The 22573-nt window shown below is 69.6% G+C and carries 21 protein-coding genes and 1 pseudogene; 15 read left to right on the forward strand and 7 right to left on the reverse strand.

Going from position 1 to position 22573, the window contains the following annotated elements:
- Positions 1–68: 68 nt before the first annotated feature.
- Positions 69–587 (reverse strand): GNAT family N-acetyltransferase, encoded by a 519-nt coding sequence (locus tag ACZ7M2_RS34195; RefSeq protein WP_471598598.1) that lies wholly within the window; start codon positions 585–587, stop codon positions 69–71.
- A gap of 62 nt (positions 588–649) precedes the next feature.
- Positions 650–2473 (reverse strand): 3-oxosteroid 1-dehydrogenase, encoded by a 1824-nt coding sequence (kstD, locus tag ACZ7M2_RS34200; RefSeq protein WP_471598599.1) that lies wholly within the window; start codon positions 2471–2473, stop codon positions 650–652.
- Positions 2474–2641: 168 nt separating this feature from the next.
- Between kstD and ACZ7M2_RS34205 the strand changes: the two genes are divergently transcribed.
- Both ACZ7M2_RS34205 and ACZ7M2_RS34210 read left to right on the forward strand, forming a co-directional pair.
- Positions 2642–3277, forward strand: coding sequence for a choice-of-anchor P family protein (locus ACZ7M2_RS34205; RefSeq protein WP_471598600.1), 636 nt, complete (start codon positions 2642–2644; stop codon positions 3275–3277).
- Positions 3270–3605, forward strand: coding sequence for a hypothetical protein (locus ACZ7M2_RS34210; RefSeq protein ID WP_471598601.1), 336 nt, complete (start codon positions 3270–3272; stop codon positions 3603–3605). Before ACZ7M2_RS34205 ends, ACZ7M2_RS34210 begins: the two co-directional genes overlap by 8 nt.
- Positions 3606–3615: 10 nt before the next feature.
- Here ACZ7M2_RS34210 and ACZ7M2_RS34215 read toward each other — a convergent pair.
- Positions 3616–4038 (reverse strand): annotated as a pseudogene (locus ACZ7M2_RS34215) (LacI family transcriptional regulator); the annotation flags it as partial.
- Between the two features lie 298 nt (positions 4039–4336).
- Between ACZ7M2_RS34215 and ACZ7M2_RS34220 the strand changes: the two are divergent.
- The 3 genes from ACZ7M2_RS34220 (at position 4337) to ACZ7M2_RS34230 (ending at position 7857) form a co-directional block, all read left to right on the forward strand.
- A complete protein-coding gene (locus tag ACZ7M2_RS34220; RefSeq protein WP_471598651.1) occupies positions 4337–5212 on the forward strand; it encodes a carbohydrate kinase family protein in 876 nt (291 codons plus the stop codon).
- Between the two features lie 453 nt (positions 5213–5665).
- Positions 5666–7567, forward strand: coding sequence for an AMP-dependent synthetase/ligase (locus ACZ7M2_RS34225; protein ID WP_471598602.1), 1902 nt, complete (start codon positions 5666–5668; stop codon positions 7565–7567).
- A 113-nt stretch (positions 7568–7680) separates the two neighbouring features.
- Complete coding sequence (locus tag ACZ7M2_RS34230) at positions 7681–7857, forward strand: hypothetical protein (protein WP_471598603.1); 177 nt, start codon at positions 7681–7683, stop codon at positions 7855–7857.
- A gap of 204 nt (positions 7858–8061) precedes the next feature.
- On the opposite strand, the gene ACZ7M2_RS34235 is transcribed toward ACZ7M2_RS34230, so the two are convergent.
- The gene (locus tag ACZ7M2_RS34235; RefSeq protein ID WP_471598604.1) at positions 8062–9930 is read right to left on the reverse strand and encodes a sensor histidine kinase; all 1869 of its coding nucleotides are present in this window, start codon (positions 9928–9930) and stop codon (positions 8062–8064) included.
- Complete coding sequence (locus ACZ7M2_RS34240) at positions 9927–10619, reverse strand: response regulator transcription factor (RefSeq protein ID WP_471598605.1); 693 nt, start codon at positions 10617–10619, stop codon at positions 9927–9929. Before ACZ7M2_RS34240 ends, ACZ7M2_RS34235 begins: the two co-directional genes overlap by 4 nt.
- A 250-nt stretch (positions 10620–10869) precedes the next feature.
- Here ACZ7M2_RS34240 and ACZ7M2_RS34245 point away from each other — a divergent pair, with 250 nt between their 5' ends.
- The gene (locus ACZ7M2_RS34245; RefSeq protein WP_471598606.1) at positions 10870–13863 is read left to right on the forward strand and encodes a glycosyl hydrolase; all 2994 of its coding nucleotides are present in this window, start codon (positions 10870–10872) and stop codon (positions 13861–13863) included.
- A 16-nt stretch (positions 13864–13879) separates the two neighbouring features.
- On the opposite strand, the gene ACZ7M2_RS34250 is transcribed toward ACZ7M2_RS34245, so the two are convergent.
- The gene (locus ACZ7M2_RS34250; protein ID WP_471598607.1) at positions 13880–14650 is read right to left on the reverse strand and encodes a leucine-rich repeat domain-containing protein; all 771 of its coding nucleotides are present in this window, start codon (positions 14648–14650) and stop codon (positions 13880–13882) included.
- A gap of 197 nt (positions 14651–14847) precedes the next feature.
- Between ACZ7M2_RS34250 and ACZ7M2_RS34255 the strand changes: the two genes are divergently transcribed.
- From ACZ7M2_RS34255 to ACZ7M2_RS34285, 7 genes are all read left to right on the forward strand, one after another.
- Complete coding sequence (locus ACZ7M2_RS34255; protein WP_471598608.1) at positions 14848–15384, forward strand: CbrC family protein; 537 nt, start codon at positions 14848–14850, stop codon at positions 15382–15384.
- Positions 15385–15547: 163 nt separating this feature from the next.
- On the forward strand, positions 15548–16204 hold the full coding sequence (locus tag ACZ7M2_RS34260) for an RNA polymerase sigma factor (RefSeq protein ID WP_471598609.1): 657 nt from the start codon (positions 15548–15550) through the stop codon (positions 16202–16204).
- On the forward strand, positions 16197–17138 hold the full coding sequence (locus ACZ7M2_RS34265) for a CU044_5270 family protein (protein ID WP_471598610.1): 942 nt from the start codon (positions 16197–16199) through the stop codon (positions 17136–17138). The genes ACZ7M2_RS34260 and ACZ7M2_RS34265 overlap by 8 nt, the downstream gene beginning before the upstream one ends.
- A gap of 215 nt (positions 17139–17353) precedes the next feature.
- Positions 17354–18202 (forward strand): class I SAM-dependent methyltransferase, encoded by an 849-nt coding sequence (locus ACZ7M2_RS34270; RefSeq protein WP_471598652.1) that lies wholly within the window; start codon positions 17354–17356, stop codon positions 18200–18202.
- A gap of 64 nt (positions 18203–18266) precedes the next feature.
- Complete coding sequence (locus ACZ7M2_RS34275) at positions 18267–18485, forward strand: hypothetical protein (protein ID WP_471598657.1); 219 nt, start codon at positions 18267–18269, stop codon at positions 18483–18485.
- A complete protein-coding gene (locus tag ACZ7M2_RS34280; protein ID WP_471598653.1) occupies positions 18463–18759 on the forward strand; it encodes a hypothetical protein in 297 nt (98 codons plus the stop codon). Before ACZ7M2_RS34275 ends, ACZ7M2_RS34280 begins: the two co-directional genes overlap by 23 nt.
- Before the next feature lie 16 nt (positions 18760–18775).
- Positions 18776–19339: a cysteine hydrolase family protein gene (locus tag ACZ7M2_RS34285; RefSeq protein ID WP_471598611.1), complete on the forward strand. Its 564-nt coding sequence runs from the start codon at positions 18776–18778 to the stop codon at positions 19337–19339.
- 75 nt (positions 19340–19414) lie between these two features.
- Here ACZ7M2_RS34285 and ACZ7M2_RS34290 read toward each other — a convergent pair whose 3' ends face one another.
- Entirely contained in the window at positions 19415–20407 is a 993-nt protein-coding gene (locus tag ACZ7M2_RS34290) for a LacI family DNA-binding transcriptional regulator (protein WP_060896767.1), read from the reverse strand.
- Positions 20408–20690: 283 nt separating this feature from the next.
- Here ACZ7M2_RS34290 and ACZ7M2_RS34295 point away from each other — a divergent pair, with 283 nt between their 5' ends.
- A complete protein-coding gene (locus ACZ7M2_RS34295; protein WP_067381317.1) occupies positions 20691–21614 on the forward strand; it encodes a carbohydrate ABC transporter permease in 924 nt (307 codons plus the stop codon).
- A gap of 4 nt (positions 21615–21618) precedes the next feature.
- Positions 21619–22572 carry a carbohydrate ABC transporter permease gene (locus ACZ7M2_RS34300; RefSeq protein WP_471598612.1) on the forward strand — a complete coding sequence of 318 codons (954 nt, stop codon included), beginning with the start codon at positions 21619–21621 and terminating at the stop codon, positions 22570–22572.
- Position 22573 lies beyond the last annotated feature (1 nt).

The raw sequence follows: 22573 nt of genomic DNA on the forward strand, positions 1-22573 counted from the left end.
AAGAAACGCCACTGCGCACGCAAAGGCTGCCTGGCACCCGAGTGCCCGTGGGATCCCGCGAGTTCCGCTCAGGCGGCGGCGTCGGCTCCCAGGGCGCGTTCCATGCAGACCAACTGCTCCCGCTCGTCCCATGACTCGGCCACGGTGAAACCGAGCCTTTCGTAGAGGGCGATGGCTCCCGACCGCCACTTCCACACCGACAGCCGCACCGTGCTGACTCCGCTTTCCCTGGCGTGTGCCAGAGCCGCTCCGACCAGATCGGACGCGATGCCGCGGCCCCGGAAGGCCGGGTCCGTCCAGAGCCTCTTGGCCTCCGACCGCCCGGCGACAGGGGCGGTCACCACCAGGCAGCCCACCGCGGTCTCCCCGCTCAGCGCCACCAGCACGACATCGTCGACGAACGCGGCCCGCGAGCCCAGGACTTCCGCGCGGTAGCGGTCCGGCAGCCCGTTGACATCGGTAACGGCCTCGCCCTTCTCGGCCTGGGTCTGCAGATGGTAGGCCGCCAACAACGCGGCCAACCCCTCGTCGACGGGACCGCCATGACCTGGCCGACGGACGACGACCGTCTCGCTTTGATCAGTCATGACCCCAGCATCACACGACCACGGTCGGGCACTCCGCGCTCTGTTGGAGCCCTGCACATCCGTCAGGCGCCCGCGCCGGCCGCGATGTCCAACGCCGCGATGTAGCCGAAGGTCATCGCCGGGCCGATCGTCGAACCCGCTCCCGCGTAGCTGTGGCCCATCACGGCCGCGCTGGCGTTTCCGGCGGCGTACAGGCCCGGGATGACGGATCCGTCCGGCCGCAGTACCCGCGCCCGGGCGTCCGTTCGCAGGCCGCCCTTCGTGCCCAGATCACCCGGAACGATCTTGAAGGCGTAGAAGGGGGCGAGCCACAGAGGCGCCAGGCAGGAGTTGGGGAGGATCGCGGGGTCGGTGTAGTAGTGGTCGTAGGCGCTGTCGCCGCGGTGGAAGTCGGTGTCGTTGCCGTTCAGGGCAAGGCTGTTGAAGCGGTTGACGCTGCTGCGGAGCGCGGCGGCGGGCATGCCGATCTGTGCCGCGAGGGCGTCGAGGGTCCACGCCTTGTGGGCGGCGCCGGACGTGTACCACGTATCGGGGAACGTGAAGGTGGGCAGCACGTCCTTGAAGAGGTAGCGGTTGCGGTAGTTCTGGTCGACGATCAGCCATGCCGGGATGTCGGGCGCGCCGCTGTCACGGTCGTACATGATGTGCACGACGTCGCTGTAGGGGGCCGCTTCGTTGACGAAGCGCGCGCCGGCTGCGTTGACGAGGAGCCCGCCGGGCAGGGTGCGTTCGGCGAGGCAGAAGTACGGCTGGTCGGGCAGCGGGATCGCCGGGCCCCACCATGCGTCGTCCATCAGGTCGAGCGCCGCGCCGGCCCGCTGCCCCGCCTGGATGCCGTCGCCGGTGTTCTCCTTGGCGCCGACCGTCCACTCGGTGCCGATGGGCTGTCGCTGGTACTGGTCGCGCATGGCCGCGTTGTGCTCGAAGCCGCCGGATCCGACGATCACCCCGTGCCGGGCTCTGATGAGGCCCGGGGTGCCGTTCCTGGTGACCACGGCTCCCGTGGCGGTTCCGTTCTCCAGGTACAGGTCGGAGAGCGGGGTGTTCAGCCACACCGGAACCTGGGCCGCGAGCAGTCCGGCACGCAGACCGGCCGCCAGCGACTGGCCCATGGTGAGGGGCTTCTGGCCGAGGAGGGCCGCCTGGGTGCCGCGGGCCAGGCAGGTGGCGGCGACGGCGGCACCCTTCGCGCTGACCGCGGCGAGCGTGAGCCACTTGTAGTCGGAGCTGAAGACGACCATGCCGGTCGGCACGGTCATGTACGACGGGTTCAGATGGGCGAGTTCGGCACCGAGGATGTTGCCGTCGAGCTGGTCGGGTTCGATGGAGCGGCCACCGGGCAGTCCGCCGGGGAGTTCGGGGTAGTAGTCGCTGTACCCCTCCATCCAGCGGAAGCGGAGCGGGCTGTTCGCCATGACGAAGGAGATCATGGCGGGGCCGCTGCCGAGGAAGGCCTGCCGGCGTGCGGCGGAGACGTCGGGGCCGACCACCGCCGCGAGGTAGGTGGCGGCCTTCGCCGGGGTGTCCGGTACCCCCGCGGCGAGGATGACCGGGTTGTTCGGGATCCAGACGCCCGCGCCGGAACGCGCCGCCGAACCCCCGAACGTGGGCGCCTTCTCGACGACGACGCAGCTCAGCCCCTGTTTCGCAGCCGTCAGCGCGGCGGTCATCCCCGCCGCTCCGGAGCCGATCACCACCACGTCGTACGTGCCGAGGAGAGGCAGGTCGGCCGCGTCCGCGGCACCTGGCAGACCGGCCGCGAGCGCGAGCCCGGCTCCCGTCGCCGCACCGAGCACCCGGCGACGCGACGGGCCTGGACCGGAGGATGCGGTGGAGTCCGCAGAAGAGGCTTCGGTACGTCTCACGGGGTCCGCGTTCGTGGACATGGCAGGGCGCTCCAGCCGGGCGAAGGAATGGGCGAGCGTGCTGTGCCCCGGGAAGCAACAGGTCTTCTGCATCCCGGTTCTGATGCGGACTCAGGAATGTCGCGCGGTGGTCTTGTGAAGTCAAGGGCTACGCAGGGCGGTCGGCGGCCGTTCCGTCGGTCACGGCACGTGGGCGAGCGCGACCCCTTGTCCGCCGTCCGGCCCATACGTGGGGGCGGCTCCGAGACCTCCGCGCAGTTGAAGCTCCAGTACGCGACGGGCCACGCCTACGGCCTCTCGGCGCACGTCGCTCTCATCGGCGTACCGCTCCTGGAGATCGAGCCCCAGCCCGACACCGGAACCGTCCGTACGGCGAACGCGAGCGCAACCGACACCCCATGCTCGGCCGAGTACAGTTCGCTCCTGCTGTCGGTGCGGAAGCTGTGCCCCAAGGTCACCACGACGCTCGCCCCCGGCACGGTCACGGCGACCTCGACGGTGACGCAGGCCCGCATCGGACTACCCGGTGTGCCGGTCATCGAGGCGTCCGGGCTCACCGCGACCTCCACCAGCGAATGCGGCAAGGCCACGGGCAGCACCACGCTCACCCTGAAGATCGCGGGAGTTCCGGTTACGCTGTCGGGTGATCCGAACACGGAGATCCCGCTCGTCGGAGGTGGCCGGCTCATCGTGAACGAACAGCTGCTCTCGACCGGCGCCGACTCCGGTCTCAAGGTCAACGGCGTCCACCTCGTCCTTCCCGCCGGCGGCGGTGAGGTCGTCCTGGCCTCCACCGACAGCGCGATGCACAACTGCGGTGACTGACCACCACGCCGACTGGGGCGGGCCGCAGGAATACACGGACATGTTCCTGCGGTCCGCCCGCCAGGCTGTACTGGATCTCTGCGACCGACGGGGCGGCGAGTTCGAGTCACTCACCGGCGAAGCCGTGTCCGATGCCGCAGGCAACGTGGTCGTCGCCACCGCGGTCGTGCTCTTCCGTGGCCGTCGCTGCGTCTTCCGCCGCGGGATCTGGCCGCCGAACCACCCCGCCACCACGCAAGCCGCCATCTACGCGACCGTCCTGGAGGAGCGGCTGCTGACCCGGGTCCAACCCCGCCTCGGCGACGACGCGTCGCCGGTCGACCTCTGAGAGCACGCACTCACGAGTGTCGGCTCGACGCGCAGCTCCTCCGCTCGGACTGGCCATCGTGGCGCACGCGCAGCAGCCGATCGCGTACGGCGACCGGCGAACGCGGGTGCAGGCTCCGGCGGACGTCGAGCGCTGCCTCCCAGTGCACGGTCAGGCCGGCCTTGAGCCGCTCACGCATGCCTGGGGTCACGTGGGCGTAGCCGGCCGGGACCGAGCCGTCGATGGGGTCCACGCGCACGTCCAGGAACACCTTCTCGGTGCCGAGGCCGCCCCTGCGCGTGCGGTGGGAGTGGCGCAGGCCATGCGGGGTGAGCCCTCTGACGATGGGCGGCCGGCCGGCGTCGGCCCGGCCTTAGGCGTTGCCGGCGCGGACCGGGATGCCGGGCCAGGACTCGCCGAGCAGCGGGACCGGGCGGGCCACCTGAGGTGACCGTCCGCGGTGGCCCGAGCGGAAGCGCGACTGGCACTGATCGCCTCGTCCAGGTCGGCCATATGACCGATCTCCTCTGCGCGAGCGATGCGGAGGCGGCGGTCCACCACGCGCCATGCGGCCGCCGACACCGCATCGCATCGTGCTTCCACACGTTGTGGGATGGCCCGCCATACTGGGGGCGGCGGGGAAGGAGAGGGCAGATGGATCTGTGATCCCACAGCACGCGGAAGACAACCAGACCGGCGACCACGACCACGACCCGTACAGCGCATACGACCAGTACGGGAAGTACGACGTCCTGGTGATCGGCGGCACCGGCGTGGACACCATCGTCCGCGTCGACTCCCTGCCGGTCCCGCTCGCCGACTCCGTCCATGTCGGCCCGATCGAGGAGTGGCCCGGTCACACCGGAGGGAACGTCGCCCTCGGCACACGGGCGCTGGGCCTCAAGGTCGGGTTGCTCGACTGCATCGGTGACGACTGGATCGGCGCACAGGTGCGCGAGCGGATGTCCAAGGGTGGTGTCGAATTCCTCCCGCTGATCTCCCCCGCCGGAACGCGACGCGCGGTCAACCTGGTGGACGCGTCCGGCCGTCGGATGTCCTTCTACGACGGCCGTGACCCGGCGGATCTGCGGATGCCCCGGGACTTCTACCTGCCGCGGCTGCGGCGCACCCGCCACGTCCACCTCTCCATCATGAACTTCGGGCGCTTCCTCTACGACGACATCGAGGACCTCGGCGTCCCCGTCTCCACCGATCTGCACGACTGGGACGGACTCACGGACCACCATCGGGAGTTCGCCCTCCGCTCCGATCTCGTCTTCTTCAGCGCGGCGGGCGTGGGCGGCGAAGCCCCCGCGCTGATGCGGGAGATCCTCCGCGCCGGGCGGGCACACACGGTGGTCGCCACGGCGGGCGCGGACGGCTCCTACGTCCTCACCAGAGACGGCGGCCCCGATCCACGGCACATTCCGGCAACCGTCCCGTCCGCTCCGGTGGTGGACTCCAACGGCGCGGGCGACGCGTACGTGTGCGGCTTCCTGTACGGCAGGCTCGCCGGCCGGGACGTACGGGAGTGCGCCCGGTTCGGGGCGATCGCGGGTGCCCACGCGTGTACGGCACCGGGCTCAACGGCCCTCATCTCCCGGGAGACACTCCTGAGCCACGCATGATCGGAAGCCGTCCCTGCTCGGTGGCTCGCGGACCAGTAGTGGGCGCGGATGTGAAGGCGGCGGATCCGTTCGGGTGGCACCGGGTGATCCGGTGCAAGCACCGTCGCCACGGGGAGCGCTCGGCTGCTCGTCTCCTGGGCGGCCGGATCGCAGCCGCTGTCGGGGCTGTTGCGGGCGTTGCCGCCGCCGCGAGCGACCCGTCCACGCCGTCCTGACCCTCCCGACCGGGGGTGGTCGCGCGCCACCGCACGACCACCCCCTGCCCGGCCGCGCACCGAGTGCGTCCATGACCGACTCACGAGCGTGGGAGGTCCCTGATGCGACCGTAACCTCATCGGTAGACGAACTGCTGCCTGAATCCGACACAGTCGTGGCCGGTCTGGGCTAGATTCGTGAATCCTCGGCACCGGAGCCTCTCGGTGGGGTCGCGCCGGGGAGAATTCTGGAGCGGCGATGCACGCGTTCGAAAATCCTTCACCGGCTGCGACAGTGATGCAGGGTGGACTCGCCGACAGTCTCTTCGAAACGGCTCGCCGCGAGCCGGATCTGCCGCAGATCGCACGCCGTCTCGACGACGATCCCGGCATCTGGACGACGGTGACCGCGGCCGAGCTGTGGGACGAAGTGGTCGATCTGGCCCGGGGGTTGGTCGTGTCCGGCCTGCGTCCGGGGAACCGGGTCGCCGTCATGGCACGTACACGCTACGAGTGGACCGTCCTCAGCTACGCGCTGTGGGCGGTCGGCGCCGAGGTCGTGCCGATCTACCCGACCTCGTCGCACGAGCAGGTCGCGTGGATCCTCCAGGACGCGGGCTGTGTCGCCGTGGTCGTCGAGGACGAGCAGGGGATCATGACGGTCGGCTCGGCATGCGCGTCGCTCCCGTCGCTGCGCCACGTCTGGCAGTTGGACACCGGGGCCCTGGCACAGCTGGTCGAGCGGGGCCGGGCGATCCCGACGACCACGGTGGACTCGCTGCGCCGCATCGTGCTGCCCGACTCGACCGCGGTCATCGCCTACACCTCCGGTACGACGGGGCACCCCAAGGGCTGTGCCCTCACCCACCGTAACCTCGCCAGCCCCTGCGACACCCTCCTCGCGGGCTGGGGACACACGGCTGCTCCCCCTGGTGAGCAGCCCGCCATCCTCGCCTTCCTGCCCTTCTCGCACGTGTACGGCCTCATGGTCCAAGGGCTCTGTCTGCGGGGCGGCATCCTGTTGGGGCACGAGCCCGACCTCAGTGCGGAGACACTCTCCGCGGCGCTTCTCTCCTTCCGCCCGACCTATCTCTACGCCGTCCCGTTCGTCTTCGAGAAGATCTACAAGAACTTCCTGCGTACCGCACAACGGACGGGCCGCGGAGTCCTGTTCGAGCGTGCCGTCCAGACGGCGAAGGACTTCGCCGCGGCCACCGAACGCCAACGACTGGGCACGGGCTCGGGCCCCGGCTTCGATCTGCGCCTGCAGCACACCCTCTACGAGAAGACCGTCTACCGGAAGCTGCGGGCCTCCCTGGGGGGACGAGTGTGCGGCGCGGTGTCGGGCGGCTCCCCGCTCAACCGTGAACTCGCCCTCTTCTACGCGGGCATCGGGATCTTCGTCCATGACGGGTACGGGCTCACCGAGACGAGCGGTGGCATCACGGCCAACCCTGTGGGGCGCGAGAAGTTCGGAACGGTCGGCCGCGCCCTGCCCGGTACGGACATCCGGGTGGCCGAGGACGGGGAGATTCTGGTGTGGGGGCCCTCGGTGTTCCAGGGCTACGTCAACGATCCCCCGTCCACGTACGCCGCGTTCCAGGACGGCTGGCTGGCGACGGGCGACCTCGGGCACCTCGACGCCGAGGGGTACCTGGCCATCACCGGCCGCAAGAAGGACGTCATCATCACGAGCGGCGGCAAGAGCGTGGCTCCCGCGGCCCTCGAAGAGCGGCTGCGCGTCCACCCGTTGATCCATCAGGCGGTCGTCGTGGGCGACAACCGGCCGTGTGTGGGTGCCCTCATCACCCTTGATCCCGACTTCCTCGCGCACTGGCGCGGAGCCTGGTCCAAGGGAGGCGCGTCGGCACGGGACGCACGGGAGGAGAACGAGCTGCGGGAGGAGGTCAGACGCGCCGTGGCCGCGGCCAACAGCACCGTGTCCCGCTCCGAGTCGATCCGGGTGTTCCGTGTTCTCCCCGAACCCTTCGACCAGACCAACGGCCTGCTGACCCCGTCGATGAAGCTGCGCCGGGACGCCATCTCACGGCGTTTCGCCGCCGAGATCGACGCGATGTACCAGACCTCGTCGAGGGTCCCGCGGGAGTACACGCCGAGCGAGCCCTCGATCTGGGACGATTCCGACAACGTATTCCGGTGAGGAACTCCGCACGGGCCGCTTCCCACGGTCGGAAAGCGGCCCATTTCGCGTCGACCTCGTCGACGACTTCATCGGCGCCCAGGCCACCAGCCTGATCCGCCGGAGGGGCCCTAGTGAAGGACTCCGCCTGGGACATCGGCGCGGAGCCGCGCGCGACCTGCACCATCGACGCCTCGGCACCCCCCGCCGACGGCTCTTGGAGGCTCCGCGTCATGGACAACGCCCCCGGCATCTTCACCGTCGACCCCGGCCACCTGGACGGCTGCAACCTGACTTTCCGACCCTCGTGACCTCTCTGCGCCTCTGCCACTTCCTCCGCGGCGCGGGACATAGGTGCGTCCCGCGAGCGACCGCAGGGGCGTGACACGAATTCTGGCCCCCGGCATCCTGGTGGTGTTCATGTGACCACAGTGCTCCCAGGACGCCGGGGCAACCAGATCCCTCCTGTACGGGGGAACGCGGATCCTGGTACCGCCAGCACCACCCTGCGCAGGTCACCGGACCTCGTCCGCGTCGACCGGAGGGTCAGTGGCGGGCAGCCTCAGGGTGAAGACCGAACCGGCGCCGAGTTCACTCGCCACCGCGACGCTACCTCCGTGGGCGGCAACAAGCTGGCGGACGATGGACAGGCCGAGCCCACTGCCGCCGGTGCGCCGGCTGCGGGACTTCTCGGCCCGCCAGAACCGGTCGAAGACGCTGGGCAGATCCTCCGCGGCGATACCACTGCCGGTGTCGGCCACCTCAAGGACGACCTGGCCTTCCTCCTCCCGGGCGGAGAGAGTGATCGTGCCGCCGTCCGGTGTGTGCCGGATCGCGTTGGACACCAGATTGCCGAGTGCCTGCCGCATCCGGACCGGATCCGCGTCGATCCACGCAGACCCGCTCCCCGTCGGCGCGGACGTCCCGTCCGTCCCCGTCCGCAGCCGGATGCCCGCGGCCTCCGCTCCCACCCGGTGCGCCGCGGCGACCTGTGCGAGCAGCTCGTCGGCACGGACGGCCTCGCGGTGCAGCGCGAGTGTGCCCGCATCGGCCGCCGCGAGGTCCTGGAGATCGTCGATGACCCGCTGGAGCAGTACCGCCTCCTCGTGCAGGGAGGCGAGCAGTTCCGGGTCGGGGTCGACGATGCCGTCGCGGGTCACCTCCAGCCAGCCGCGGATGTTGGTGAGCGGGGAACGCAGTTCGTGCGCGATGTCGCTGACCATCGCCTTGCGCTGGGCCTCCATCCGCTCCCGGCGCTCGGTCAGCTCGTTGAAGGCGACCGCCAGGATGCCCGTCTCGTCGCGGGTGGTGACGGGCACCCGTACATGCTGCTCCAACGGCTGCTGGGCGGCCTGCGTGAGCGCGCGCAGCGGGCGTACGAGACGGGTGGCGACCAGCGCGGTCACGGCCACGGTGAGGGCCAGGACGAGACCGGTGACTCCGACGATCTTGGCCTTGTTGGCGTTCGACATGTCGAAGTGCGGGAGGGTGCTGTCCCCTGTGCCCAGGAACAGCTCGGCGACGGGCGCGACATCGGGGTCGAGCTGCTCGCGACGCGCTTCGGCGACGCACTCGCTCCCCTTCGCCCCGATCGCCGTGGGATGCCCTACCGGGCTCTCCTTCTCCAGGGCGAACTGCGGCTGCGGGGCCTGGCTGGAGAACTGCAGCGAGATGAACCCCTTCGCGGGCACAGCGACGTCCTTGCGCCGCAGGCACGCCTCGGCGAGGGTCGTCAGCCTGGCCAGCGCCGTCTCCTCGGTTTGGGTCAGGGTATTGAGCTGTCCGTCCGCGCACACGTCGGGCACGGTCGAGTTCGGGAGGATGCCGTTCTCGTCCGAGAGGACGGGCCTACCGCTCGGCATCCAGGTGATCGTGGTGTCGACGCCGTTGCGCGCGGCGCACTTCTGCCGCACAGTCGCCAGCTTGCCCAACCGTGCGCGCTCCAGGGGCGTCAGCCGGTAGGGCCCCACGGCGCGCGGGTCGACACCGCTGAGCTGGGCCCCTGGCTCCGAGTAGGTGTCGGTGCGCAGGGGGTCGACGGTGGCGGCGGCCCCGGGCGGCAGGGCGGTGCGGGACTTGGCGGAGTCGGCGATCGGCGTACGGTCCGCCGTCGTCAGCGCGATCCGTCGCCCCTTGGCGGCCGACAGCCGGCGCAGGGTGTCCTGGACGCCCGCCCAGCTCGGGTGGGTGGCGGCGTATCCGCTGAGCTGCCGGAGGATGTCCGTGTCGTCGGCGAGGACCTGTCCCTGCTCCTCCTGGATGGCGCGGGTCGTCGTCTGCACCGCCAGCCACGCCGTCGCCGCCACCGAGCAGAGGGCGATGAGCACCGAGGTGATCATCAGCCGTACGAGCAGCCTCTTGCGCAGCGGTATGCCGGAGCTCACCCGCGCCCACCGCTGAGCTTGTAGCCGACGCCGAACACGGTCAGCAGCCGCACCGGTCGGCGAGGGTCGGGCTCGATCTTCTTGCGCAGGTTCATGATGTGCACGTCGATGGCCCGTTCGGTGGAGGCCCGGTCGATACCGCGGGTGCACTGGAGCAACTGCCGCCGGGAGAAGACGCGTTCCGGTTCCGCGGTCATGGCGCGCAGGATCTCGTACTCGCCGGGGGTGCACTCCACGCGCGCGCCGTCGCAGTGCACCTCGTGCCGGACCGGGTCGACGGTGATTCCGGCGGCCCGTACGGCCCGGTCCTGCTCATCGGCCGGGCGCCCGCTGCGCCGCAGGACCGTGCGGATACGGGCCATCAGCTCGCGCGGGCTGTACGGCTTGGTCATGTAGTCGTCGGCGCCGAGTTCCAGGCCGAGCAGGATGTCTTCCTCGGCGGAGCGGGCGGTGAGCATGAGGACGGGGATGTCGTCGTCCCGGCGCAGTACCCGGCATACGCCGAAGCCGTCGATCACGGGCAGCATCAGGTCGAGGACGACGAGGTCGGGCTTGTGCCTGCGTACTTCGTCGAGCGCGGCCCCGCCGTCGTGGACCACGGTCGCGGTGTGTCCCTCCTGAAGCAGTGAGCGGCGTATCAGCTCCGCCTGTTTCTCGTCGTCCTCCGCGACCAGCACATGTGCGCACACGTGGCCGATGGTAAGCGCCTGCGCCCGGGAAAAAGGGAGGAGGGAGGGCCTTCCCACACCCTGACAACTTCCTGATCTCCGCCTGCGAAGCTCACGCACGCCACCTGACGCGACTGTGGTCGAAGGTGTGCACGGATCTTGACGCTCTCCGATCCGGGGCCGTAGCTTCCCGGAGGATTTAAACGATTCAAAAGCGTGGGCCCCGAAGGGGTCCTGTTTGTGCTGCCCTCCGAGAGAGTGGACGAGATCCATGAGCAACCTCACCCCGGCCCACCGCTCGGGGCTTCCCCGCCGCGCTCTCCTCGGAGCCGCCGTCGCCACGGCCGCGGCCGGTGCGTTCGACTGGAGCCTGCCCGCGGTGGCGAGGGCCTCGACCGCCGTCGGGCCGCCCTTCGCGACGCCCGGGCGCGCCGTGCGGCCGAAGTTCCGCTGGTGGTGGCCCGACGGCCTTGTGCAGCCCGATGAGATCAGACGCGAGATCGACCAGATCGCCGACGCCGGTTTCGGCGGGGCCGAGATAGCCGCGGTCCATCACAGCGTCACGGACTCCTCGGTCCTGGACACCGCGCGGCACGGCTGGGGCAGCGCCGCATGGGTGGCGGGAGTGGAGGCGGCACTCGGCCAGGCGGCCCGGCGCGGCCTCACCGTCGACCTGACCATCGGCCCCAGCTGGCCGGCAGCGGTCCCCGGCATCACACCGGACAGCGAGGCGGCGGTCAAGGAACTCTCCTACGGAACGGCCACGTTGACGGCGGGATCCGCCTACTCCGGTCCGGTGCCGCCCCCGGTCTACGCCGCCGCCTCGGGCGTGACCCGGCAGCAGTTGCTCGTGGTCCAGGCGGCCCGGGTGAACACTGCGAACTCCACCCGCAAGGAGACGGGGCTCGACCTGGACTCGGTCCGGGACCTCACCGGCGCCGTCACCGACGGCACGCTCACCTGGACCGCGCCCGACGACGGCAGCTGGGTGATCGTGTCCTACTGGGTCCGCGGTTCCGGGCAGACGCCGGAAGGCGGCCCGCACACCGCCCCGGCCGCGTACGTGGTCGACCACTTCAGCGCGGCCGGCACACGCGCGGTGACCGACTTCTGGGAGGCCCACCTCCTCTCCCCCACCGTCCGGCGCCTGCTCAAAGTCTCCGGCGGGGCGCTCTTCGAGGACTCCATCGAGCTGGAGACCGACGGCCTCCAGTGGACGCCGGGCCTCCCGGACGCGTTCCTGGCCCACACCGGCGACTCCCTGCTACCGCTGCTGCCCGCCGTGATCCTCAACCACGGCAGCCAGGTCTTCGCGTTCGAAGCCGCCATCACCCGGCAGATCCGGCACGACTTCTGGGAAACGGTGTCCGTCCTCTTCAACCGGCACCATGTGACGGCCCTGCGCACCTGGGCCCATTCCCTCGGCCTCGAACTGCGTTCCCAGCCCTATGGGCTGCAGACCGACGCGATCGCCTCGGCCGCGCTCCTGGACATCCCCGAGGGCGAGTCCCTCGGTTTCAAGAACCTCGACGACTACCGCTGCCTGGCGGGCGGCCGGGACATGGCGGGGCACACCGTGTTGTCCTGCGAGGCGGGCGCCTACGCCGGCGGGGCGTACAACACCACCTGGCAGAAGTTCCTGCGCACCATGGGCGGCGCCTATGCGGCCGGGGTCAACCAGACGGTCGTCCACGGCTTCTCCTACGCCGAGCTGCCGGGCGTGAACTGGCCCGGATACGCCGCCTTCACCCCGTACAAGGGGACGGTCGGCTATGGAGAGTCCTGGGGCCCGCGGCATCCGACCTGGCGGCACGTCGCGGACGTGTCGGGGTACCTGGGCCGGGTTCATCAGGTGTTGCAGACCGGCCGCCCGCGCGTCGACGTCGCGGTGTTCCGGCAGACCGGGTACACCGCCACCGGCATCGGCGCCTCCTGGTTCACCGCGACGGGCATCCCCCTGGGCTGGACGCACCAGTTCCTCAGCGGGCCGCTGCTCGACCTGCCCGCCGCCACCGTGCGCCGCGGGCGCCTCGCACCCGAAGGCCCGGCGTACAAGGCCCTGTTCGTCGAGGGCGACTTCTTCTACGGCTCCACGGTCACCCTTGCGCTGTCCGACGCCCGCGCCCTGCTGCGCCTCGCCCGCGCCGGACTGCCGGTCGTGCTGCTCGGCGCCTGGGACGCCGTGGTGCCATCCGGAATCCCGGACAGCGGCGAGAGCGACGAACTGCGTTCCGTGGTAGCCGAGTTGCTGGCCCAGCCGCTGGTCCGCCAGGTCACCGACAAGTCGGCCGTGCCGACCGCTCTCGCCGACCTCGGGGTGGCACCCGACGTCCGGTACGCGACCTCCTCCACCCTGCTCAACGCCCACCGCGTGGCCGACGGCGTCGACTACTACTACCTCTGCAACGGCAAGCACGCCGAGACCGTCAAACCGCCGGTGGCCGCGATCGACCACGAGGTCACCCTGCGCCGCACGACCGCGGGCGCCGTGCCCTACCTCCTCGACCCGTGGACCGGAAAGGCCGAGCGCCTCGCCCGCTACACCGAGGACGGCGACACCGTCACCGCTCGCGTCACCCTCCAGCCCGCCGAGACCCTGATCCTGGCCCTCGGCCGCCCCGGTCTCTTCGGCGACCGCGCCGGCAGCCGTCCGCACGCGGTCGGCAGCGAGGCGGACGAGGTGCGCTTCACCGACGCCGGACTCACCGTCAGGGCGGCAACAGCAGGCACGTACAGCACCGTCCTGTCCTCAGGTCGCACCGTGCGGACGACAGTCAAGACCGTCCCCGCGCCGAGGGATCTCGCCTCCTGGCAGCTGCACGTCCAGGACTGGCGGCCCGGCGACACGCCCTACCGCACCACCCTCGTCGAGCACGACCTCACCCTCGACGCGCTGCTGCCCTGGTCGCAGATCACCGAGCTCGCGGACGTCGCCGGAATCGGCCGCTACCGCACCACGGTCACCCTCGACGACGGGTGGACCGGCGGCCACGGTGCCCGCCTGGAACTGGGCACCGTGACCGACACCTGCCGGGTCACCGTGAACGGCCACCGCCTCGACCCCGTGGACCAGATCCATCCGGTGGTGGACCTGGGCGACGTGCTCGGACGGGGGGTCAATGTCATCGAGGTCGAGGTCGCCACCCCGCTCTCCAACCGGCTGCGGGTCAGCGACTCCGCGGTCTACGGCGGGACGGCGCGTCAGGCGTACGGGCTGCTCGGGCCGGTGCGGCTGGTGCCGTACGGCGAGGCACGGATCGACTGACCGGGCCCTGTGCCGGTCAGTCCCAGTCAGCCGAGGGTCGGCCGACCGGACCGCCCGTGTGCGCGGACCGGACGTAACCCTCGGGTGGCGGGGGAAGTGCGGCCACGCACTGCGCCGAACACGCGTTGACCAGCAGGGGCAGCACGTCCGTGGCCACCCGCAAGGAGATCCAGACCGGGTGGAGCCCGCCGAGCTCGACGGCTCGGTCGCAGACGCTGCATGAGGAGATGGCTGTCGTGCCCCAGCTGCGTGGGTCCAGGTCGTCGGTATCGAGTCCGGCGACCGAACTCCCGGCGGGCTGAAGCCGCGGAAAGGGGGGCCGCAGCTTGTAGTTGCCGAACAGAGTGCGCGTACTCACCGTGCTCCTGGTGAGCCTCGCGCATCTGGTGATCTCGTACGGGAACCAGTGCAGTCGGTAGGAGGTGTACGGGGTGAACTCCTCCAGGCTGGTCATCGCCCCGATCTCGGGTGGGATGCGGACGAGGTTGCTGCCGTAGAGCATGAGGTGCTTGACCGCCGTCAGCTTGGCGATGGTCGGCGGCAGAGTGACGATCTGCCGCCGTTCCTGGGGGTTGAGCTCGATGAGCGGACGGAACTCCTCCCGGCCGTCGGCGGCCGCCTCGTCGATGAGCGCGAGCAGATGCTGCCAGCCGGGGGCCGAGGTGTCCTGCCGTTCGGTGTGGAAGCCGACGTGAGCGCGCGCCTGGGAGTGGACCGGGTCGAAGCAGCGGCAGATGTCCCGGTCGGACTCACGTCCCACCGGGTTCGGGTTCGGATTCGGCTCCATATTCGGCTCCGGGCTCGATGCGTCGCTCCGACGGTTCACGAAGACCTCCCGCTCTGCCTCATTCGTGATGGCGCCAACATACGGGCGCGTCCCTGGACTTACCCAGCGAATTCGGCGGTCGACCGCTCGAACCCCCGGCTGAGCTTGGGCTTTGCCTTCTGCCCGGGTGGCCGCGGCAGCTGTTACCGTCCCCGGTTGTGACAGAGCCGCTGCCGGAATTCCCCTACCATCCCGATCCCATCACCACGGGCGCGGTCGTATCGTCCGACACGACGTGCGCGTGTTGCGGGCAGGCACGCGGATACATCTACGCAGGCCCCGCCTACTCCGTCGACGACCTCGCCGATCGGCTCTGCCCATGGTGCATCGCCGACGGAACGGCTGCCGGTCGCTACGAGGCCACCTTTACGGGAGGCGCTGTCGGCGACGACGTACCGATCGAGGTCTTCGTGGCGGTGGCCGGCCGTACGCCGGGCTTTCCCGGATGGCAGGAACCTCGGTGGTATTTCCACTGCGGTGACGGCGCGGCGTTCCTCGGCGCGGTCGGAGCCGCCGAACTCGCCGCCCGTCCCGACGCGATCGAGACGCTCCGACAGGAGGCCGGCGGCTGGGGATGGCCTCCGGACGAAGTGGAGCAACACCTCAGCGCTCTGGACAAGGACGGCCAGCCCACGGCCTACCTCTTCCGATGCCGCGTCTGCGCAACTCACCTCGCGTACTCGGACTTTACGTAGGCCTGTGGACGACGGTCGGAGCGAGGACGAACCAGGCGGACGGCGTCAGTCACATGTGGTTCACGTCACATCGTGGATGTGGAACTCGTACGACGTCATCGGCGAACCACTGTTGTCCACGCGAACGACTGCAAGGGATGCACATGAACCGAAGAGACAACCGGTGACGCTCTCGCCGGGCATCGGTGTCCGGCGCGGCGCCCGGGATGACAACGAGCCTGCCTCCGATGCCTCGGTCGTCAAGGAGTCCTGGGAGACGCCGGACGTCTTCGCCGTACTGTTCGACCGCCACGCCGGCGACATCCACCGCTACGTGGCCAGACGGCTGGGTGTCGATGCGGCCGATGATCTGATGGCCGAGACGTTTGTGATCGCGTTCCAGCAGCGCCGTCGCTACGACCTCTCGCAGGCCCAAGCCCGTCCATGGCTGTACGGCATAGCGACCAACCTCGTCGGACGTCACCGGCGAGCCGAGGCCCGGCGCTTGCGTGCGATGTCACGTGCGGCCTCCCTGGCATCCAGCGGGCAGAGCGGCGAAGGCGAGCCCATGGAGGACCGAGTCGCCGAGAGAGTCAGCGCCGAGCGCTTCTCGGGAGTGCTGGCGGGCGCGCTCGCCAAGTTGCCCGCCCGTCACCGTGACGTGCTGCTCCTCGTCGCCTGGGGTGACCTCGACTACGCGGAGACAGCGGAGTCCTTGGGCATTCCCATCGGCACCGTGCGCTCACGTCTGCACCGGGCGCGTGCCCAACTACGCAAAACAGTGGGCGCCCAGGATGTCCCCTCCGCGGTTGCATTCCCAAAGGAGCACGATCATGGATGACTTCACTGAGCTACGGGAATGGGCAGCCGACAACCTCCAGCTCACCCCACAGGCCCGCACCGCGGCTCGGGCCCGCCTCTTCCGCGCCATCGAGCACGAAACGCGCCGGAGCACGAGAGGCCGACTGTCCCGGCGCCTCGTTCTGCGCGGCGCCTTCGTCGGCGCCGCCACCGCAGCCGCGGCAGGTATCGCCGTCGCCCTCACGCGAGACGGCGACAACGCGAGCACGCCGAACCTCACCACGCTCAGCGCGGCCCAGATCCTCCAGAAGGCCGCGGACGCCTCGAGAGCCGACCACAGCCGGCTGCCCATCCCACGCGACGACCAGTACTTCTACACCAAGACCTACATCGAACGGACACCTCAGAAGGGCGGCAGGACGCGTACCTGGACGGACGAGAGCTGGATGTCGGTCGACGGCTCCAAGCCCTCTCTCCGGCATGAGTACGGGAAAGTCCACCACGACCCGCCGCTCGGTAAGCATGAAGTGCAGTGGCCGCCCACCATCTACGCCAAGCTCAAGAAGCTGCCCACAGAACCTGCCGCACTCCTCGAAGTGCTCCGCCTCGGACAGAAGAGCAGTCCACAGACGGACCAGTCCGCGTTTTTCGACGCGTGTCTGCTCATGCAGGGACCGCGGGTGATGCCGCCAGGGCTTCAGACTGCCGCGTTCGAGGCACTCGCCGACATCCCGCGGGTGCGCGTCGACCGAGATGAGGTGGACATCCTCGGCCGACCCGGAGTCGGGGTGTCCTACCCGGGCATCGACTTCACTTTCCTCTTCGACCGCAACACCTATGTCTATCTGGGTATGCGGTTGAAAGGCAGCACAACCAAGCTGGTGCACGGTCAGTGGCGGGACACCAACCCGTATTTCGAAACGAGGTGCCTCCAGCGGATCGCTGTGGTCGACAGCATTGGCCGACGCCCGTAGAGGGTGTCCGCGGCCGAGCAGGTCAGGGCGTGTCGCGTGTCCACGGGGTCGAGTACGTCCAGGAGTCGGCCATCCCCGGCGACGTCCCCCTTCGCCGCCGATCTGACGCCTGCGCACGAAATTGGTGATCCGCCAATCCGTGCGTTCGCTATCTTGACCAGTGCGGCGACCGCCGTCGGGCCATGCTGTGCTTGTGTGAAGGGTGGCGGGTGGCGGTGGTCGTCGGCTGGGAGTGGGACGACACGTTGTTCTCGGGGACGGCCCCCTACTACCAGCGCGGAAGGCTCCCGTACGCACCCGGTGTCGCGGATGTGCTCGCCGAGGTTCTGCGACTCGACGGTCGGGGGCGCCTGATCGACGTGGGATGCGGGCCGGGCACCCTGGCACTGAGTCTGGCGCACCTGTTCGGTGAGATCGTCGGTGTGGACCCGGACAGCGGGATGCTCTCCGAAGCTGCGCGCGGAGCCGCCGAGGCGGGGGTGAGCGGCAAGTCGCGGTGGGTGCGGGTCCGGGCCGAGGACCTGCCCGCGGATCTCGGGACGTTCACCGTGGCGGCCTTCGCCCAGTCCTTCCACTGGATGGATCGGGATCTGGTGGCGGCGACCATCATGGACATGCTCGTGCCCGGCGGGGTGTTCGTGCACCTCTCGGATCTGAAGACTGAGCGTCGATCCGTCGACGGTCTTCCGTATCCGGCGGTGCCCTACGCGGCGATGGACGAGTTGGTCAGGCGCTACCTCGGACCGGTACGACGCGCCGGGCGCGGGGTGCTGCCGCAGGGCACGCCCGGCGGCGAGGCCGCGGTGCTCTCGCGTGCGGGATTCTCCGGTCCTCGGCGTCATGTCGTCCCCGGTGGGCAGGCGCTTGAGCGCACGTGCGATGACGTCGTCGCGGGGGTGTTCTCGATGTCGTTCTCGGCTCCGCACCTGTTCGGCACGCGCCGCGCCGCCTTCGAGTCGGACGTGCGTCTCCTGCTGCGGGAGGTGTCCCCGTCGGGCCGATTCTCCGCACGTCTCCCGAGCACCGAGATCTTCGTCTGGGGAAAGAACCCCGCCGAGCCGTGATCCGGCCGGCCTGGAGGCAGTCGCCGCCGGCCACGAGACGACCGTCCACCTCGTCACCAACGGCATGCTCACCCTCCTGCGTCACCCCGAGGTACTCGACCGGCCACGTCACGGCGACGAAACCGATCTGGCAGCCCGGGCGGTCGAGGAACTCCTGCGCTACGAGCCTCCGGTGCGGTTTCTGTCCAGTGGCCGGAACACCCTCGACGACCTCGCGATCGCCGGCACCACCCCTTCCCAAGGGCTCACCGGTCGCCCTCGTGCTCGCCTCCGGCAGCCGTGACCCCCATTTCGTCCCGGACCCCGACCGCTTCGATCCCGATCGTGAGCACAACGAGCACCTCGGCTTCGGCGGCGGCATCCACTCCTGCTTCGGACGAGTCGGGGGTTCTGCAGCCGGGGTGCCAGCCGACCCACCGCCCTACCGCGCGAGCCCCGGTCTGCGCGGCCCCCTCACCTTCTGGTCGAGGTCGACGGCGTCAGCCCCGCGTGAGGATGTCCGCGATTTCCCCACGCGACGCGGTCGATCCTCCAGACTTGCTCTTGTTCCCCCGTGACGAAGGGACGGCAAGTATGGCGAACAGCGCGCTCCTCGTGATGGACGTCCAACGGGACATCGTGGGCATCGCCGACGACGGCTCCGGATATCTGCCGCGCCTGCGCCATGCGATCGACGGTGCCCGCGCGGCGGGCATCCCCGTGATCTACGTGGTCATCGAGTTACGGCCGGGCCATCCGGAAGTCAGCCCCCGCAACAGGGTGCTCACCGCCGCCGTGCGGGCCGGCCTGTTCACCGAGGGTGACCCCGGCACCGAGATCCACCACGACGTCGCGCCCCAGCAGGGCGACATCGTGGTCACCAAGAGGCGAGGGAGCGCGTTCTCGGGCAGCGACTTCGACCTGGTGCTCAGGGCTCGTGACATCGACAGCCTGGTTCTCACCGGCATCGCCACCAGCGGTGTGGTGCTGTCCACCCTGTGCCGCGCCATCGACCTGGACTTCGACCTCACCGTCCTGGCGGATGCCTGCCTCGACACCGACCCCGAGGTGCACCGGATCCTCACCGAGAAGCTGTTCCCGCAATGGGCGGATGTCGTCACCGTCGAAGACTGGGTCAAAGCCCTCACACCGCGCTAGCGCACGGCTGAAGCGGCCGCGGCATTCCTGCCGCTCAGTGCCGCTCCTTCCCGCTCGGCTCTCGGCACGGGAACCTCACGCATCCCCGGCCGGCGGAGCCGTGCTCCCCCGCACCACCAGCTTCGTGGGAACGAGTGTGGTGCCGTGTTCCGGCCCGCCGTGGCGCATCCGCCGCAGGACACCCTCGACGCACAGGCGTCCCACCTCGGCGAAGTCCTGGTGGACCGTGGTCAGCGGCGGCAGGAAGGAGCCCGCCTCGGGGATGTCGTCGAAGCCGATGACGCTGACGTCGTCGGGGATCTTCCGGCCGCGTTCGTGCAGGGCCCGCAGAAGGCCCAGTGCCATCTGGTCGTTGGCGGCGAACACCGCCGTACAGTCGCGCTCGTCGGCGAGCCGCAGGCCCGCGCGGTAGCCGGACTCCGCCGACCAGTCGCCACGTACGAGGGGCGGCGGGACGCGGCCCGCCTCGGTCAGGGCGGCGTGCCAGGCATCGGTGCGGCGCTGTGCCGCGAAGGACTCCTCGGGGCCGGCCAGATGCCAGACCGTGCTGTGGCCGAGGTCCAGAAGGTGGCGTACGGCGGCCCGGGCTCCCCCGGCCTGGTCGGTGTCGACCACCGCGTAGCGGTCGCCCGCGTCCGAGTCCGCGACGACGACCTGCACATGCGGGGGCAGGGAGATGGTCGCCGCGTCGAGCAGATGCACCTCCATGATGGCGATGACGGCGTCGACGGCGAGTTCCCCGAGCCGGGAGAAGGCGCCGCGCACCTCGTCCTGGGTGGGCACGGCGACCGGGAGCAGGGTGACGGCGTAGCCCTCCTGCGCCGCGGAGGTGGCGATCGCCTCCAGGGTGCGCATGTTGCCCGTGGTGGAGAGGTTGAAGGTGATGACGCCGATGGTGCGGAACTCACCGCGCTTGAGAGCCCGGGCGGCGCTGTTGGGCCGGTAGCCCAGTTCCTTCATTGCCGCCAGCACCTGTTCACGGGTCTCCTCGTTCACACCCGCGTAACCGTTGGACACGCGGGAAACCGTCTGCGAGGAGACCCCGGCCAGGCGTGCGACATCCGCCATGGACGCGGTCTGCGTGCGACCCACCGCCCGTTTTCCCTTGCGCCCGCGGGACCGTTCCGTCCCCGTCGAGGCACTGTCCGCAGTGTCCACCCGTCTCCTTTGTTACCCGGGTCGCCGTTTCGTCAGACGACCCTTGACCACCGACATTGGCGCAGTGTAGACATGCCGCCATCAGATGTTTACGTAAACATAACAGCCCTCGACGCGAAGGGGGACGGCATGTTTACGTAAACATCGCGACGGCGTGAGACGCCGGTTCCGAGAAGGACGAGCGAGGAACGACATGACGACGCTTCAACCCCCTGCGGGCGTGGCACGGCGCCCGGACCGGCCCCCGAAAAGGGACCGCCGCTCCTGGACAGGATGGGGGTTCATCGGCCCCTTCGCGGTGGTCTTCGCCTTCGTCTTCCTGGCTCCGATCGCCTATTCGATCTACCTCAGCCTCTTCCGTGACAAGCTCATCGGGGGCACGTCCTTCGTCGGCCTGGACAACTACAAGCAGGCTCTCCAGGACGACCAGTTCTGGTCCTCCCTGGAGCGGGTCTCGCTGTTCCTGCTGATCCAGGTGCCGATCATGCTGGGGATCGCCCTGCTCGTCGCGCTCGCGCTGGACAGCGGCCGTCTGTACGGCAGGAACTTCTTCCGGATCTCGATCTTCCTGCCGTACGCGGTGCCCGCCGTGGTCGCCACCCTGATGTGGGGCTTCATGTACGGCACCCGGTTCGGTCTGGTGGGTGACATCAACAGCGCCTTCGACGTCACGCTGCCCGACCCGCTCTCCGCGGACCTGGTCCTGGCGTCGATCGGCAACATCGTCACCTGGGAGTTCGTGGGCTACAACATGCTGATCTTCTACTCCGCGCTGCGGGTCATCCCGAACTCGCTGTACGAGGCCGCGGAGATCGACGGCGCCGGGCAGATCCGCATCATCTCGGCCATCAAGCTCCCCGCCATCCGAGGTGCCCTGGTCATCGCGACGATCTTCTCGATCATCGGCAGCTTCCAGCTCTTCAACGAGCCGAGCATCCTGCGGCCGCTGGCGCGCAACGCCATCACGACGGACTACACCCCGAACTACTACACGTACTCACTGTCCTTCAACGGACAGCAGCACAACTACTCCGCGGCGGTCGCCATCATCATGGGGCTGATCACCATGGTCATCGCCTATGTCGTGCAGCTCCGCGGCATGCGCAAGGGAGCGTGACCCGATGAGCAGCACGAGCAGCCCCGTGACCACCGCCTCGCCGCCCCCGTCCGCCGAGTCCGGCGGTTCCAAGAACACGCCCCGGCTGCGCACACGGCGCAAGCACTCTCCCGGACGCCCCAAGCGCAGCGTCCTGCTGACCGTGCTCACCGGCCTGATCATGCTCTACACCGTGGTGCCCCTGGTGTGGCTGGTCATCAGCGCCACCAAGACCCAGGACGGGCTCGCCACCTCGTCCGGCCTGTGGTTCAGCCACAAGTTCGCCCTCTGGGAAAACATCCACGACACGTTCACGTACCACGACGGCATCTTCGTCCGCTGGCTGCTGAACACCCTGCTGTACGTCGTGGTCGGCGCCGGTGGAGCGACCCTCCTGGCGATCCTGGGCGGCTACGCGCTGGCGAAGTTCAACTTCCCCGGGAAGCGCGCCGTCTTCGCCGTGGTCATCGGTGCCGTCGCCGTACCGGGCACCGCCCTGGCGGTGCCCACCTTCCTGATGTTCAGCAAGATGGGGCTGACGGACACACCGTGGGCGGTGATCATCCCCTCACTCGTGTCGCCCTTCGGCCTGTATCTGATGTGGGTCTTCGCCAGCGAGGCCATCCCCACAGAGCTGATGGAGGCCGCCCGGATCGACGGAGCGGGCGAGATCCGCACCTTCTTCCAGGTCGCCATGCCGCTGCTCGCGCCTGGCACCGTGACTGTCCTGCTGTTCACCACGGTCGCGACCTGGAACAACTACTTCCTGCCGCTGATCATGCTCAAGGACCCGAACTGGTACCCCCTGACCCTGGGTCTGGACGCCTGGAACTCCCAGGCCCAGACGATCGGTGGCGACGTGATCTTCAACCTGGTGATCACCGGTTCGCTGCTCACCATCGTGCCGCTGATCGCCGCGTTCCTGCTGCTGCAGAAGTACTGGCAGTCCGGGCTCGCCGCCGGAAGCGTCAAGGAATAGC

It is taken from the genome of Streptomyces sp. NPDC111507 (genome assembly GCF_055638955.1).

Bases quoted from the DNA above. Each gene is read 5' to 3' on its own strand.
- ACZ7M2_RS34195 (WP_471598598.1), bottom strand. From the start codon at position 587: ATGACTGATCAAAGCGAGACGGTCGTCGTCCGTCGGCCAGGTCATGGC.
- ACZ7M2_RS34250 (WP_471598607.1), bottom strand. From the start codon at position 14,650: ATGGAGCCGAATCCGAACCCGAACCCGGTGGGACGTGAGTCCGACCGG.
- ACZ7M2_RS34285 (WP_471598611.1), top strand. From the start codon at position 18,776: ATGGCGAACAGCGCGCTCCTCGTGATGGACGTCCAACGGGACATCGTG.
- ACZ7M2_RS34290 (WP_060896767.1), bottom strand. From the start codon at position 20,407: ATGGCGGATGTCGCACGCCTGGCCGGGGTCTCCTCGCAGACGGTTTCC.
- ACZ7M2_RS34275 (WP_471598657.1), top strand. From the start codon at position 18,267: ATGCTCACCCTCCTGCGTCACCCCGAGGTACTCGACCGGCCACGTCAC.
- ACZ7M2_RS34225 (WP_471598602.1), top strand. From the start codon at position 5,666: ATGCACGCGTTCGAAAATCCTTCACCGGCTGCGACAGTGATGCAGGGT.
- ACZ7M2_RS34265 (WP_471598610.1), top strand. From the start codon at position 16,197: ATGGATGACTTCACTGAGCTACGGGAATGGGCAGCCGACAACCTCCAG.
- ACZ7M2_RS34245 (WP_471598606.1), top strand. From the start codon at position 10,870: ATGAGCAACCTCACCCCGGCCCACCGCTCGGGGCTTCCCCGCCGCGCT.
- kstD (WP_471598599.1), bottom strand. From the start codon at position 2,473: ATGTCCACGAACGCGGACCCCGTGAGACGTACCGAAGCCTCTTCTGCG.
- ACZ7M2_RS34295 (WP_067381317.1), top strand. From the start codon at position 20,691: ATGACGACGCTTCAACCCCCTGCGGGCGTGGCACGGCGCCCGGACCGG.
- ACZ7M2_RS34300 (WP_471598612.1), top strand. From the start codon at position 21,619: ATGAGCAGCACGAGCAGCCCCGTGACCACCGCCTCGCCGCCCCCGTCC.